Source organism: Intestinimonas sp. RTP31139st1_F5_RTP31139_211217, from assembly GCF_040226735.1.
GTDB classification, from domain to species: Bacteria; Bacillota; Clostridia; order Oscillospirales; family Oscillospiraceae; genus Intestinimonas; species Intestinimonas butyriciproducens.
The window spans coordinates 47331-60768 of sequence record NZ_JBCOAQ010000009.1 but is presented as its reverse complement, the minus strand read 5'-3'; the positions used below and the strand labels follow the sequence as shown (position 1 = coordinate 60768).

11 protein-coding genes are annotated in these 13438 nt (G+C 64.6%); 10 read left to right on the top strand and 1 reads right to left on the bottom strand.

Annotated features, from left to right (window positions below; genetic code table 11):
- Window positions 1–33: 33 nt before the first annotated feature.
- The 9 genes from ABUA09_RS08435 to ABUA09_RS08395 all read left to right on the top strand — a co-directional run bounded on the left by ABUA09_RS08435 (window position 34) and on the right by ABUA09_RS08395 (window position 10299).
- Entirely contained in the window at window positions 34–1248 is a 1215-nt protein-coding gene (locus ABUA09_RS08435) for an L-cysteine desulfidase family protein (protein WP_083631102.1), read from the top strand.
- Between the two features lie 167 nt (window positions 1249–1415).
- Window positions 1416–2720, top strand: a complete 1305-nt coding sequence (locus ABUA09_RS08430) for a M20/M25/M40 family metallo-hydrolase (RefSeq protein WP_349949300.1) — start codon at window positions 1416–1418, stop codon at window positions 2718–2720.
- A gap of 16 nt (window positions 2721–2736) precedes the next feature.
- The gene (locus ABUA09_RS08425; RefSeq protein ID WP_279204668.1) at window positions 2737–4503 is read left to right on the top strand and encodes a M3 family oligoendopeptidase; all 1767 of its coding nucleotides are present in this window, start codon (window positions 2737–2739) and stop codon (window positions 4501–4503) included.
- Between the two features lie 39 nt (window positions 4504–4542).
- Window positions 4543–6291: a sigma 54-interacting transcriptional regulator gene (locus ABUA09_RS08420; protein WP_195973704.1), complete on the top strand. Its 1749-nt coding sequence runs from the start codon at window positions 4543–4545 to the stop codon at window positions 6289–6291.
- On the top strand, window positions 6288–7343 hold the full coding sequence (locus ABUA09_RS08415) for a uroporphyrinogen decarboxylase family protein (protein WP_033118837.1): 1056 nt from the start codon (window positions 6288–6290) through the stop codon (window positions 7341–7343). Before ABUA09_RS08420 ends, ABUA09_RS08415 begins: the two co-directional genes overlap by 4 nt.
- 29 nt (window positions 7344–7372) lie before the next feature.
- Window positions 7373–8011, top strand: coding sequence for a dihydroxyacetone kinase subunit DhaL (gene dhaL / locus ABUA09_RS08410; protein WP_279204671.1), 639 nt, complete (start codon window positions 7373–7375; stop codon window positions 8009–8011).
- Window positions 8012–8021: 10 nt separating this feature from the next.
- Window positions 8022–9014: a dihydroxyacetone kinase subunit DhaK gene (locus tag ABUA09_RS08405; protein ID WP_033118835.1), complete on the top strand. Its 993-nt coding sequence runs from the start codon at window positions 8022–8024 to the stop codon at window positions 9012–9014.
- Between the two features lie 30 nt (window positions 9015–9044).
- Window positions 9045–9500, top strand: coding sequence for an RpiB/LacA/LacB family sugar-phosphate isomerase (locus ABUA09_RS08400; protein WP_033118834.1), 456 nt, complete (start codon window positions 9045–9047; stop codon window positions 9498–9500).
- A gap of 4 nt (window positions 9501–9504) precedes the next feature.
- Window positions 9505–10299: a triose-phosphate isomerase family protein gene (locus ABUA09_RS08395; RefSeq protein ID WP_347568498.1), complete on the top strand. Its 795-nt coding sequence runs from the start codon at window positions 9505–9507 to the stop codon at window positions 10297–10299.
- A 96-nt stretch (window positions 10300–10395) separates the two neighbouring features.
- Here ABUA09_RS08395 and ABUA09_RS08390 read toward each other — a convergent pair whose 3' ends face one another.
- Window positions 10396–11829, bottom strand: a complete 1434-nt coding sequence (locus ABUA09_RS08390) for a sigma-54 interaction domain-containing protein (protein ID WP_349949299.1) — start codon at window positions 11827–11829, stop codon at window positions 10396–10398.
- Between the two features lie 418 nt (window positions 11830–12247).
- Here ABUA09_RS08390 and ABUA09_RS08385 point away from each other — a divergent pair, with 418 nt between their 5' ends.
- Window positions 12248–13432: a CaiB/BaiF CoA transferase family protein gene (locus ABUA09_RS08385; protein ID WP_349949298.1), complete on the top strand. Its 1185-nt coding sequence runs from the start codon at window positions 12248–12250 to the stop codon at window positions 13430–13432.
- Window positions 13433–13438: the final 6 nt, after the last annotated feature.

Below are 13438 nucleotides of genomic sequence, written 5' to 3'. Positions count from 1 at the left end.
GTGAAGATCCTCCACGAGGAGCTGGTGCCCGCGATGGGCTGCACCGAGCCCATCGCCATCGCCTACGCCTCCGCCCTGGCCCGGGACACCCTGGGGACCATGCCGGAGCGCATGGAGGTCCAGGCCAGCGGGAACCTCATCAAAAACGTCAAGAGCGTGGTGGTGCCCAACACCAACGGGCTCAAGGGCATTGAGGCGGCGGTGGCCGCCGGGGTCGTGGCCGGGGACGCCGGGAAGGCCCTGGAGGTCATCAGCGTGGTGAGCGGGGAGCAGAAGGCCCGCATCCAGGACATGGTGGGCCGGGGGATGTGCAAGGTCTCCCTTCTGGACAGCGGCCTGGTGCTGGACCTCATCGTCACCCTCCACGCCGGGGACGACTGGGCCCGGGTGCGGATCGTCAACCACCACACCGACGTGGTCCTCATCGAAAAAAACGGTGCCGTGCTGCTGGAAAAGCCGGTGGACACCTCCAGCTCCATCGGCGAGGTCTCCCCCGAGAAGCGGCTGCTCACCATCCGGGACATCGTGGAGTTTGCCCGGACCGTGGACCTGGACGACGTGCGGGACGTGCTGGAGCGCCAGGTGAACTATAACATGGCCATCTGCGAGGAGGGCCTCAAGAGCAGCTACGGCGGCAACGTGGGCAAGGTACTCCTGCGGGAGTTCGGAGACGGCGTGGCCACCCGCTGCAAGGCCAAGGCCGCCGCCGGGTCCGACGCCCGGATGGGCGGCTGTGAGTTGCCGGTGGTCATCAATTCCGGCTCCGGCAATCAGGGCATCACCGTGTCCGTGCCCGTGGTGGAGTACGCCCGGGAGCTGGGCAAGGACCAGGATACCCTCCTCCGTGCCCTGGTCATCTCCAATCTGGTGGCCGTCCACCAGAAGGCCGGGATCGGCTCCCTCTCCGCCTACTGCGGCGCCATCAGCGCCGGCGCGGCGGCCGGGGCAGCCATCGCCTTCCTGCTCGGCGGCGGCGAATATGAGATCGAGCACACCATCGTCAACTGCCTGGCCATCTCCTCCGGCGTGGTCTGCGACGGGGCCAAGGCCTCCTGCGCCGGCAAGATCGCCATTGGCCTGGACGCGGCGCTGCTGGGCTACCAGATGATCAAGAACCAGCAGCAGTTCCGGGGCGGCGACGGCATCCTCAAAAAGGGCGTGGAGGAGACCATCGGCGTGGTGGGCCGCCTGGGCAAGGACGGCATGCGGGAGACCGACAGGGAGATCCTGCACATTATGATCGACTAGGGCCCGCCCGCCGGGCAGACTGCCAATAGACAGACGGACCCTGAAGCGGAGGCCGAAAGGAACGGTCCCGCCGATGGAGGAAAGGAAGTCCCGGGCCGACACAGGTCCGGGGAAATGCCGCGCACAAGGGCGCGCGGCCATATGGAAAGCTTGGGAGCGTGAATCAAATGGAAAACCAGGACCGGGCCATGCGCTATGCCCGGCAAATCGCGCGCATGATCCAGGTAGACACGGTGCGGCGGCCCGGAGCGGACAAGGAGAACTTCGACCGCCTCCACGCCGTGATGGCGGAGCTCTTCCCCCGTGTGTTCGAGGGCTGCCGCCGGTGGGAATTTGAGAGCAGCCTGCTCTTCTGCTGGCCCGGGAAGACCCGGAGGGCCCTGGTGCTCATGAGCCACCAGGATGTGGTGGAGGCGCCCGGCGCATGGAAATATCCCCCCTTCTCCGGCACCATCGCCGATGGGAAGTTGTGGGGCCGGGGGGCCCTGGACGTGAAGGGCAACCTCCACGACATCTTCCGGGCGGTGGAGGAGCTCATGGAGGCGGGGTACACCCCCGAGTGGGACGTGTACATCGCCGCCAGCCATGAGGAGGAGACCGGCGGCAATACCCTCATCGTGGACTTCCTGCGGGAGCAGGGGATCGTCCCCGAGATGTTGGTGGACGAGGGCTCGTCCATCCAGCCCTGCCCGGTGCCGGGCTTCGACGGCCACGCGGCCATGGTGTCGGTGGCGGAAAAGGGCTATATCGACGTCAAGTGTGTGGCCCGGGGGCCCGGCGGCCACGCCAGCATCCCCGGCAAGGGGACGCCGCTGCCCCGCCTGGGCGCCTTCATGTGCGAGGTGGAGAACACCGATTTGTTCCCCGTCCGCCTCAGCAGCGCCAGCGCCGAGATGTACCGCCGCATGGCGGCCCTCTCCGCCGACGAGGGGGAGCGGGCCTACCTGACCGCCATCGCCGAGGAGCGCCCCGGCTGGCAGGAGAGCCTGGGGGAGCGGCAGAAGGAGATGCTGGGCACCACCATCGCCTTCACCATGGCCGGCGGCTCCCAGGCCGCCAACGTCATTCCCCAGGAGGCCTATGTGATCTGCAACATCCGCGTGGCCCCCGGCGAGACGGTGGCCGGGGCGGTGGCGGCCCTGCAGACGGTGGCGGACCGGCATCAGGTGGAACTGGAGGTCCTCCGCTCCAACGAGCCCAGCCCCGTCACCGACCCCAGGGGAGAGGCCTTCGCCCGGGTGGAGCGGGCCATCCAGGCCGCATGGCCCGGTACCGAGGTGCTGCCCTTCCTGCTCTCCGGCGGTACAGACACCAAGCATTTCGTGAGTCTGTGCCCCAACTGTCTGCGCTTTACCGCCTATCGGATCAGCGCGGATCAGCAGGTCCGGTGCCACGCCATCGACGAGAACATCGACCTGGACACCATCCCCAACGGGGTGGACTTCTTCAAGAACCTGATCCAGGGGCTGTAAGGAGGGCGAGAACGGCATGGAAGCAAACGAGGGGCGCTGGGATCTGAGCGCCCTGTACAACGGATTTGACGACCCGGCCTTTGAGGCGGACATTGCCCGCCTGGACGAGATGATGGAGGCATACCGGCAGCAGGTCCGGAGCCTGGACGGCCTGGACGCGGCGGCGCTGGCCGACCTGCTGGGCCGGGAGGAAGCGATGTGGGTGGTAGGCGCCGACCTGCAGAAGTTCACCGACATGCGCCGGGAGGCCGATGCCGGGGACAGCCAGGCGGTGAGCGCCATGGGGCGGCTGAAAAAGCTGTTCGGCAGCGTGGCGGGGGAGGCCGCTCTGGTGCGCCGCTGGATGGGAGGGCTCGTCCTCACCGAGGCGGACTATGCCGCCCACCCCATCCTGGCGGACTACCGCTTCTTCATCGGCGAGGAGGCGGAAAAGGGCCGGCACATGCTGGATACCTCCGCCGAGGAGCTCCTGGGCCGGATGCAGGGCTGCGCGGGCGGCGCCTGGACCGACCTGCGGGGCTACCTTACCTCCTTCGCACACGCGCCCATGAACGGAAAAGAATACACGCTGACCCAGCTCCGGGGCTTCATCCACAGCCCGGACAAGGCCCTGCGCAAGGCCGCCTTCGAGGCGGAGCTCGCCTGCTCCAAGAGCATCGAGGGGGGGATGGCCTTCGCCCTCAACGGCGTCAAGGAGCACATGAACCTGATGGCCGAGCTGCGGGGCTACGGCGACGTGATGACCATGACCATGGCCCAGTGCCGCATGCAGCCGGAAACCCTCAAGGCGCTGTGGGGCGCGGTGGAGGACGCCCTCCCCAAATTCCACGCCTATCTCTGCAGGAAGGCCAGGGTGCTCGGCTATGAAAAGGGCCTTCCCTGGTACGAGCTGTGCGCCGGCCTGGGGGAGAGCGGGCAGCGCTTCGACACCGAGGGGGCGCGGGCCTACCTGGTGGAGCTGCTGGGCGCCTTCGCCCCCGATCTGGGCGAGATGGTGGACCGGGCCTTCCGGGAGCACTGGATCGACTTCTATCCCCGGCCGGGGAAGAGCGGCGGCGCCTTCTGCCGGAATCTCTCCAATCAGAAGCAGAGCCGGGTGCTGACCAACTTTGAGGGTAATCTGGACGGAGTGGTGACCATTGCCCACGAGCTGGGACATGCCTACCACGGGCACCTCATCCAGGACCACCGGCCCCTGAACCGGACCTATACCATGCCCGTGGCCGAGACGGCCTCTAACTTCAACGAGACCCTGGTCATGAACGCGGCCATTGCTCGGGCCCGGGGACAGGAGAAGCTGGCGCTGCTGGAGCAGCGGCTCCAGGACTACACCCAGGTCATCTGCGACATCTACTCCCGCTTCCTCTTCGAGAGGGAGGTGTTCGAGGAGCGCAAGGGAGGCTTCCTCTTCCCGGAGCGGCTGTGCCGGATCATGGCCGAGACCCAAAAAACGGCCTACGGCCCCGGGCTGGACCCCGCGTGCCTCCATCCCTATATGTGGGTCAACAAGGTCCACTACTATTACACCACATTGAGCTTCTACAACTTCCCCTACGCCTTCGGCGCCCTGCTGGCCACCGGGCTCTATGCCCGCTACCAGAAGGAGGGGGCGCCCTTCGTCGAGAAGTACCGCGCCTTCCTGCGCTCCACTACGGTGTCCACCGTGGAGGAGGCTGCAGCGGTGGCCGGCATCGACGTGACCCAAAAGGCGTTCTGGGCGGAGAGCCTGGCCATGGTGGCCGGACAGATCGACGAGTTCCTCCTCATGACGGAGGACGCCTGAAAAAGCCCGGCGGGGCCGGAAAGAGAGGAGTGCAGCCTGATGCGCGATATGGCCCGGGAGAACGGGGAGCAGTTCGCGCTGCTGCCCTATAAGGAGGAGATCGGCACCCTCGCCCAGTCCCTGAAGGGGGTCCTGGGCGCAGACGTCATCGTGGTGGACAAGTACCTCAACCGGATCGTGAACACCTTCCACTACCGGTACAACTCCGCCGACATCAGGATTAACTCTGTGGTGGGAAACATCGTTACCACCCAGAAGCTGCAGATGATCTATGACCGAAAGTACTTCACCGACTGTGTGAACTGCCCGGACTACACCACCTGCGAGCTGGGCGGTGTGTTCGGCACCCCCATCATGTGCGGCGGGGAGTGCATCGGCGCCATCGCCCTGCTGGTGGAGCCCAACCAGGTGGTGTCCTTCCAGCAGAAGCAGACGCCGGTCATCGATTTCCTCCAGCAGATTTCGATTCTGATCTCCGAGATGGTGCGCAGCGCCTCCAACAGCCGCCTGCTCCAGGCTGTCCGGACCAAGTTTCGGGTGGTGCTGGACAGCGTCAATGAGGCTGCGGCCATCACCGATTCCTCCGGCGTGGTCTTTTTCGCCAACCGATATTTTATGGATTTCTTCTCCGACGGACAGGCCGTGGTGGGCAGCCGCATCGACGAGATCTTTACCCGCTGGAAGCTCCAGGCCCCTCCGGAGGGGGAGAAGCGCAGCCTCATCGACAACTCTTTCTACAAGAAGGGGCCGGAGGTGCTCCACCTCCGGGGCATCCAGAGCATGGCGGTCGGAGAGGAGGGCCCCCTTTTCCTCTACATCTTCGACAAGGTGGATGCCCTCCCGTTCCTCCGCTACCAGACCCAGACCACCTATTCCCCCGAGCTGGTGGACCAGTTCTTCGGCAGGAGCCCCGCCATGGAGCGGGCCAAGCTGAACACCCAGCGGGCCATGCGCAACCAGCTCTCCATCCTGGTGGAGTGCCCGGACCGCAGGCAGGCCGACGCGCTGGCAAGGCTCCTGTTCATGCGCTCTATCCAGGACAATTACCAGATCGTCAAGGTGGACTGCTCCGAGGACGAGCGTATTTTGGAGACGGTGCTGCTGGACCGGGAGGAGGGCTCCCCGGGCGTCCTGTTCCTCAGCCAGGAGAGCGTGGTGTACCTCTATGGCATCGACCACCTGCCCATGTACCTGCAAAACAAGCTGGCGAAATCCCTGCGGGGGAGCTGGGAGGACGAGGCGCCCGCCCATGTGAGGGTCATCGCCACCAGCGGCCGGAACCTGTACGCGCAGGTGAAGAAGGACCGCTTCTCCATGGAGCTCTACAACATGATCTCCCGGAACAAGATCTCTATCCCGCAGGTGAGCGGGGTGCCTGAGGACATCCGCTTCTACTTTGAGAAGTACCTGGAGCGCTACTGCGGCATCTACGGACAGCCGCCCATCCGGGTGGGCGGGGAGGCATGGAGCTTTCTGGAGCGGCGGCGCTGGGAGGGCGGTGTCCAGGAGATCCGGGAGACCGCCGAGCGCATCGTCATCCGGGCGGAGGGGGAGGAACTGGGTCTGGAGGAGCTGGCCGCCTTCTTCCCGGAGGAGAGCCTCCGGCCCCAGAACAGGGGCATCGTGGAGGACAGCATCGAGTCCCAGCTGCGCAGGCTGCTGGGCGCGGGCATGACCAAGGAAAAGATCGCGGAGGAGATGGGCGTCAGCCGCGCCACGCTCTACCGCTGGATCGAAAAATTCAAACTCAACGAATCGGCATTACGAGAAAGGGAGTCAGCAGGATGATGACAGGAACACAGCGCATCAAAGCCTTACTGGATGGGAGCCCCATCGACCGCACCCCCATCGGCGGGTGGTACCACATGCCTCTGGTGGACCGCAATGTGACGGATTTCACCCGGGAGCTCATCGCCTCCACCGACCTGAACAAGTGGGATTTCATCAAGATCATGACCAACGGCCACTTCTACACCGAGGCTTACGGCGGTGACATTGCGTTCTCCAAGGTCAACACCATGTGGAGCGGCACCGTCAAACGCTACCCCATCCGCTCCGCCGCCGATGCCCGGAACCTGCCCGTGCTGGACATCGACAACCCCGTGTGGCAGCGGGAACTGAAGATCCTGCGGAACCTGAAGGACTACTACCAGGACCGCCTGCCCATCGTGGCCACCATCTTCAATCCCCTCACCGCCGTCCAGGAGTGCGCCGGATGCCTGGACCCCGTGCCCATGCTCCATCTGATGGCCGAGGACCCCGACGCCCTGCACAAGGCCCTGGAGGCCATGACCCAGACCAACTTCATCTACCTCGACGCCCTCTTTGCCGAGGGGATCGACGGCATCTTCCTGGCCAATCAGTACTCCATGTCCCACCTCCTCACCGACGCCCAGTATGAGGAGTTCTGCCAGCCCTATGAGGCCCGCATCCTGGAGCACTGCAAAGGGCACACCTGGTTCAACATGGCCCACATCCACGGCTCGCGGAACCTGCGCATGGACCGCTACCTCTCTTACAGCGACGACCTGCTCCAGGCCCTCAACTGGGAGTGCTGTCCCGTGGGCGTGCCGGCGGAAGAGGTCACCACCATCGCCGACGTGCGCGCCAAGACCGACAAGATCATCATCGCCGGCTTTGACCAGGACCACGACTTCATCACTCCCGAAAACGACCGCGAGGCGGTGAAGGCCGTTCTCAAGCGGCGCTTCCTGGAGGCGGAAAAGGAGAACGGTTCCAACCGCTTCATCTTCGCGCCCGGCTGCTGTCTGGCCCACGGCGGCTCTTATCTCAACGCGCTCATCTATGAAGTGGCGGAGGAACTGGGACAGAGCAAATAAACCGATTACAGGAAAGGAATGGAATTGCAATGGAGCAACTCAATTACGCCCAGGTCAGGGATATGCTCCTCTACGTGACGGAGCAGATCATCGACAGCAAGGCCCTCCTGACGGAGGTGGACAGCCAGATCGGCGACGGCGATCACGGCATCGGCATGGAGCGGGGCATGAAGAAGGCCAAGGAAAAGCTGCTGAGCATGGAGAGCGGCTCCAATGTCTATGCCCTGTTCCAGGAGATGGGTAAGACCATGCTCATGAGCATGGGCGGCGCCTCCGGCGTGATCTTCGGCACCATGTTCATGGGCGGGGCCAAGGGAAAGCCCGAGCGCAGCAGTCTCGACGGCGCGGCCCTTATCGAGCTTTTGGAGGGGAGCCTGGCCCAGATCAAGGAGCGGGGCAAGGCGCAGGTGGGCGACAAGACCATGGTGGACGCCCTGGAGCCCGCCGTGGAGCGGATGAAGTCCTGCGCCGGGACCAGCGACCTGGGCGAGATGCTCTCCCAGGCGGCCGAGGCGGCCCGGGAGGGCATGGAGGCCACCAAGAATTATCAGGCCAAGTATGGAAGGGCCAAATCCCTGATGGAGCGCGCGCTGGGCCACCAGGACGCCGGCGCCACCTCCACCTGGATCATCTTCCGTTCTATGGCCGAATACGTACAGAAGCTGTGAGGTGAGGGATATGCCGAAAAAAATCATGAATCTGCCCGAGGACTGCGTCAGCGAGGCCATGGAGGGCTTCCTGGCCGCCAACAAAGATTATGTACAGGTGGAGGGTGCCTCCGCCATCCGGGTCCGCAACCTCAAGGACAAACCCGCCATGATCGTGGGCGGCGGCAGCGGCCATGAGCCCATGTTCGGCTATTTTGTGGGAGAAAATCTGGCCGACGCTTCCGTGGCCGGCAGCGTGTTCACCTCCCCCGACCCCGGCAGCATCCTTCAGGCCGCCCAGGCCGTGGACCGGGGCAAGGGCATCCTCTTCGTCTACGGCAACTATTCCGGCGACAACATGAACTTCGACATCGCAGGTGAGATGCTGGGCGATATGGATATCCCGGTAAAGACCGTGCGGGTGTGGGACGACGTGGCCTCCGCGTCCAAGGAGAACTACCTGGACCGCCGGGGCATCGCCGGCAACGTGCTGGTCATCAAGATCGCCGGCGCCGCCACCGCCTCGGGGCTGGACCTGGAGGAGGCCTACCGGGTGGCCTGCAAGGCCCGGGACAACGTGTACAGCATCGGCGTGGGCCTCTCCGGCGCCACCATCCCCGGCGAGGATAAGCCCATCTTTACCCTGGCCGACGACGAGATGGAGTACGGCTTGGGCATCCACGGCGAGCCGGGCGTCCGCCGGGTGAAGCTCCAGACCGCGGACGAGATCGTGGAGGAGCTGGTGGAGAAGATCCTGGAGGACTCCGGCATCCAGGCCGGGGACACCGTGTGCACCCTGGTCAACGGCCTGGGCGCCACCCCCCTGCTGGAGCTGTACGTCATGAACCGCAAGCTGGCTCGGCTCCTCCAGGAGAAGGGCATTCAGGTCCACGATATGGACGTGGGCACCTACGTCACCTCCCTGGAGATGGCGGGAGCCTCCGTCACCATCCTGAAGCTGGACGACGAACTGAAGAACTATTACGATATGCCCTGCCGCTCCCCCTACTACAAGAAAGGCTGAGGGGCGCGGGAGCAAAGGAGAGATTCCGCCATGACCATCGTAGTGGGCTGCGACAACGCGGCCGTCGATTTAAAGAACACCCTGATCGCCTGCCTGAAGGAGCAGGGGGTCACGGTGGAGGACGAGGGGTGCATGGACGCCTCCGACCCCACCGTCTACCCCCTTGTGGCCAAGCGAGTGTGTGAGAACATCATCCGCAGCGGCTACGCCAAGCGGGGGGTGCTGGTGTGCGGCACCGGCATCGGCATGTGCATCACCGCCAACAAGTTCCCCGGCATCCGGGCCGCGGTGGGCCACGACTGTTTCTCCGCCGAGCGGTCCATCCTCTCCAACAACGGCAATGTCCTCTGCTTCGGCGCCCGGGTCATTGGGCCGGAGCTGGCCAAGAAGATCCTCAGGGAGTGGATCACCCTGGAGTTTCAGGACGGCTCCTCCACCCCCAAGGTACAGGCCATCCTCGACATCGAGCGCGAGAACATGAAGTGAGCGGGTGACGCAGGTGAAAGGGAAGAAGGTCTACCTGGGCACCAACACCAAGATGTACAAGGGCGTGGCCGACACGGTGTCCTACCTGGAGGAACTCTGCCGCCTGACCGGCGACCTGAGCCGGGAGGCGCTGGAGCTCTTCGTCATCCCAGCCTTCACCGCCCTGGAATCCGCCCGGCGCTGCGCGCCAAGGGAGCTGGTACGGCTGGGCGGACAGAATATGGGCTGGGCCGGGGAGGGCCCCTACACCGGCGAGATCTCCCCCAAAATGCTGCTGGAGGTGGGGGCCGACATCGCCGAGCTGGGTCACTCCGAGCGCAGGCATGTGCTGGGGGAGACGGACGAGATGGTGAACCGCAAGGTCCTGTGCGCGGCGGAATACGGGCTCACCGCCCTGCTGTGCATTGGAGAGACCGCGGAGGAAAAGGCGCGTGGACTGGCCGACGAGGTGCTCCGCACCCAGCTCAAGGCGGGGCTCTACGGCCTGGACGCCGGGGGCGCAGAGCGGCTCTGGGTGGCCTATGAGCCCGTCTGGGCCATCGGAGAGCACGGCGTGCCCGCCACCAGAGAGTACGCCGGAGAGCGCCACGACACCATTCGGCGCACCCTGACGGAGCTCTACGGCGAGCAGGCGGGTCAGGCGGTGCCCCTCCTCTACGGGGGGAGCGTCAACCCGGACAACGCCGTGGGTCTGATCCGGATGGAGAACATCGACGGGCTGTTCATCGGGCGCAGCGCCTGGGACGCCCGGAAATTCAACGCCATCATCCGGGATGTGCTGGCCGCCGCAGACGGCTGAGCTCAACAAGAGAGAAGAGAGAAGCGCGTGTGAAAGGCCCGCGGCCTCCCCGTATCGGGGAGGCCGCGGGCCTTCGTGTGCCATAAGAGGAAGGCGTCAAAAAGTGTTCAGGCGGCGGTAGAGCTTGCTGCGGGAGATCCCCAGCAGTTCGGCCGCCTTCTTTTTGTTCCCGTGGGCCCGCACCAAGGCGTCCACGATCTGTTGCCGCTCGATCCGGCTGGCCTCACTGACCACATCCGGCGCGGAGGCGGCCTCCGGAACGGGGACCGGATGGGTGGAGGACCCGGCCGCCGCCCCGGAGGGAGAGACAGGGGGCCGGCCGGGCACGCCCCGGATCAGGCGGGAGATATCCTGCTCCCGGATAGAATCCCCGTCGCTGAGGACCACCGACTGCTCCACCACATTGCGGAGCTGACGCACATTCCCGGGCCAGTCGTAACGCTCCATCAGGGAGAGCGCACCGGGCGCGAGACACTTGTGAGAGTGATAGTTCTGGTTGAGTTTGTGGAGGAAGAAGTCCGCCAGCAGCGGTACGTCTCCCGTCCGCTCCCGCAGCGGCGGGATGCGAAGCTGGATGACCCCCAGGCGGTAATACAGGTCCTCCCGGAAAAGCCCTTGCTCCACCATGGACGGGATGTCCCGGTTGGTGGCCGAGATGATGCGGATATCCAGATGGGTGGGCTCGGTGCCACCCACCCGGATGATCTCCTGATTCTCCAGCACCCGCAGCAGCTTGACCTGGAGCTCCAGGGGGATGTCCCCCACCTCGTCCAAAAAGACCGTACCGCCGGTGGCGGCCTCGAAAAGGCCCGTTGTTCCCTTCCGCATGGAGCCGGTGAAGGCCCCCTCCACATAGCCGAAGAGCTCCGACTCCAGCAGGGAAGGGGACATCATGGGAATGCACACCGGCACAAAGGGCTTTCCGGAACGGGCGCTGCGCTCATGGATGTGCCGGGCCATCAGGTCCTTGCCCACGCCGGATTCCCCCGTGAGCATCACCGCCGTGTCCGCCTTGGCCACTCGGTCCGCCGTCACGATGCTCCGCCGCATGGCCTCGCTCTGGTAGATGGTCTGGGGGCCGGACCGAAGCCGGTTCTTCAACTCGGCCACCTCTCCCCGGTAGTAGGCCACCTGATGGCGGAGAAGCTCCACCTCGTGGTCGATGCTGGCGGGCTTGAGGGAGTGACACAGGGCATACTCCACCTCGCCCTGCTCATTGCGGAGCAGCTTGGTCTCAGTGTAGACGGGAAAGCCGTCCTTGGACTCCGAGAGCTCCCCGCAGTCCTTCCCCTCCGCCAGCGCCTTCAGGCTGGGAGAGCGGTCGTAGTATTTCTCCGCCACCAGGTCATAGGCGCTCTTGTGCCTCAGGTCCTCCGCCTCCAGGCCCATATCGGTCAGAAAGGCATCGGAGGCGAAGATAAAGTTCCCGTCCGCGTCGATGAGCATGATGGGGGCCAGACGCCCCACCTCCAGCAGGATCTTTTGATAAAACCGTGCCTTTTCCTCTGCGCCCAGCCTGAAAAATTCCACGCCGCCCGCCCCCTTTGTCCTGTGTCCGAACCGCAGTCCGGCTGTTCCAGTCCATTATGACATGTCAGGAGGGAAAAAATCAACCGCTCCACCACGTCGGCCTGTCCACGTGTTTCAATATGTGTCAAAAGTGTCCTGTTTTGTGCCGGATAGGGTGAGACAAAGCAAAAAAAGACCTTGCCGGCCGGGCGCCTCCGGCCTGGAACACATTCGGACACGGCGGCGGATGCCCGGACACATCAGAACACGGAAATCTCCTTTATTTTGGGAAAACAGGGGGAGGACAGCGCCGAAAACAAAAAGAAAATCGGCGATCTGCACAAATTTCGAGTTGGCATGAACCTTGCATGATAGCAGGTGTGACGCGACCGGACCGGAAGGTTCGGACAGATTCAATTTCTAGGAGGAGGGTATTCCTATGAGCAATCATCTGGAGGGAATCCGGGTCGTGGAGCTGGGCACCCATGTGGCCGTGCCCAAGGCGGCCCGGATCATGGCGGACTGGGGCGCGGAGGTCATCAAGGTGGAGCCCCCCAAGGGGGAGCCCTGGCGCTATGTGGGGCCCGGCTACGAGATGCCGGCCGGGCCAGACAACAACCCCATCTTCGAGGTGGAGAACATCAACAAAAAGAGTGTGGCCCTGAATTTGAAAACCCCCGAGGGCCAGGCCGCCATGAAGACACTCATCCGGAGCGCCGACGTATTCATTACCAACACCCGCACCAAGGCCCTGGAGAAGCTGGGGCTGAGCTATGAGGCTCTCCGGGAGGAGTGCCCGGGCCTCATCTATGTCCACTTCGGCGCCTTCGGTCAGAAGGGGCCGGAAAAGGACTTCCCCGGCTTTGACATCGCCTCCTTCTGGGCCAAGAGCGGCACCCTGGTGGAGTGGACCCTGGCCGACGACAAGCCCTTCAAGCCCCAGCCCGGCTTTGGCGACGGCGCCTGCGGCGCCATCATGCTGGACGGTATCCTGGCGGCCCTCATCAAGCGGGGACGCACCGGCAGGGGCGAGCACATCCAGACCTCCCTTTACTCCGCCGCCCTGTGGTACAACAGCATCGGTCTCATCTGCGGTCAGCCCCGGTACGGGCTGAAATTCCCCAAGGAGATCCACACCGACCCCCTGGTACCCCCCTACAAGAGCAAGGACGGCTACTGGGTGATGGCATCCAGCCCCTCCTGGAGCGATCTCTATCCCAAGGTGTTCCGGCTCATCGGCCTGGAGTCCTACATCGGCGATCCCATGCTCCACGAGCGGGATGCCGCCCGAGCCAATTACCACAAGGTCTGCGCCCTCATCGCAGAGGCCTGGGGCAGGATGACCGCAGACGAATTGATGAGCGCCTTCTCCCAAAACGGCATCGTCTGTTCCCGGCTGCTGGGGCCCAACGAGCTCTATGACGACGAGCAGGCCTGGGCCAACGACTACCTCACCCGGGTCACGCTGGAGAACGGCGACGACCTGGTGGTACCCCGGGTGCCCGTCCAGTTCGGTGATGAGGAGCCCCCTGCTCAGCGCATCGCCCCCGCCCTGGGCGCGGACACCGACGAGGTCCTGACCGGCCTGGGTTACACCCGGGAGCAGATTGCCGCCCTGAAATGACACCCG

What these genes read in the sequence shown, in the direction of transcription:
- ABUA09_RS08385 (WP_349949298.1), top strand. Translation starts at nt 12,248, where the DNA reads ATGAGCAATCATCTGGAGGGAATCCGGGTCGTGGAGCTGGGCACCCAT.
- ABUA09_RS08430 (WP_349949300.1), top strand. Translation starts at nt 1,416, where the DNA reads ATGGAAAACCAGGACCGGGCCATGCGCTATGCCCGGCAAATCGCGCGC.
- ABUA09_RS08415 (WP_033118837.1), top strand. Translation starts at nt 6,288, where the DNA reads ATGATGACAGGAACACAGCGCATCAAAGCCTTACTGGATGGGAGCCCC.
- ABUA09_RS08400 (WP_033118834.1), top strand. Translation starts at nt 9,045, where the DNA reads ATGACCATCGTAGTGGGCTGCGACAACGCGGCCGTCGATTTAAAGAAC.
- ABUA09_RS08435 (WP_083631102.1), top strand. Translation starts at nt 34, where the DNA reads ATGGGCTGCACCGAGCCCATCGCCATCGCCTACGCCTCCGCCCTGGCC.
- dhaL (WP_279204671.1), top strand. Translation starts at nt 7,373, where the DNA reads ATGGAGCAACTCAATTACGCCCAGGTCAGGGATATGCTCCTCTACGTG.
- ABUA09_RS08420 (WP_195973704.1), top strand. Translation starts at nt 4,543, where the DNA reads ATGCGCGATATGGCCCGGGAGAACGGGGAGCAGTTCGCGCTGCTGCCC.
- ABUA09_RS08425 (WP_279204668.1), top strand. Translation starts at nt 2,737, where the DNA reads ATGGAAGCAAACGAGGGGCGCTGGGATCTGAGCGCCCTGTACAACGGA.
- ABUA09_RS08405 (WP_033118835.1), top strand. Translation starts at nt 8,022, where the DNA reads ATGCCGAAAAAAATCATGAATCTGCCCGAGGACTGCGTCAGCGAGGCC.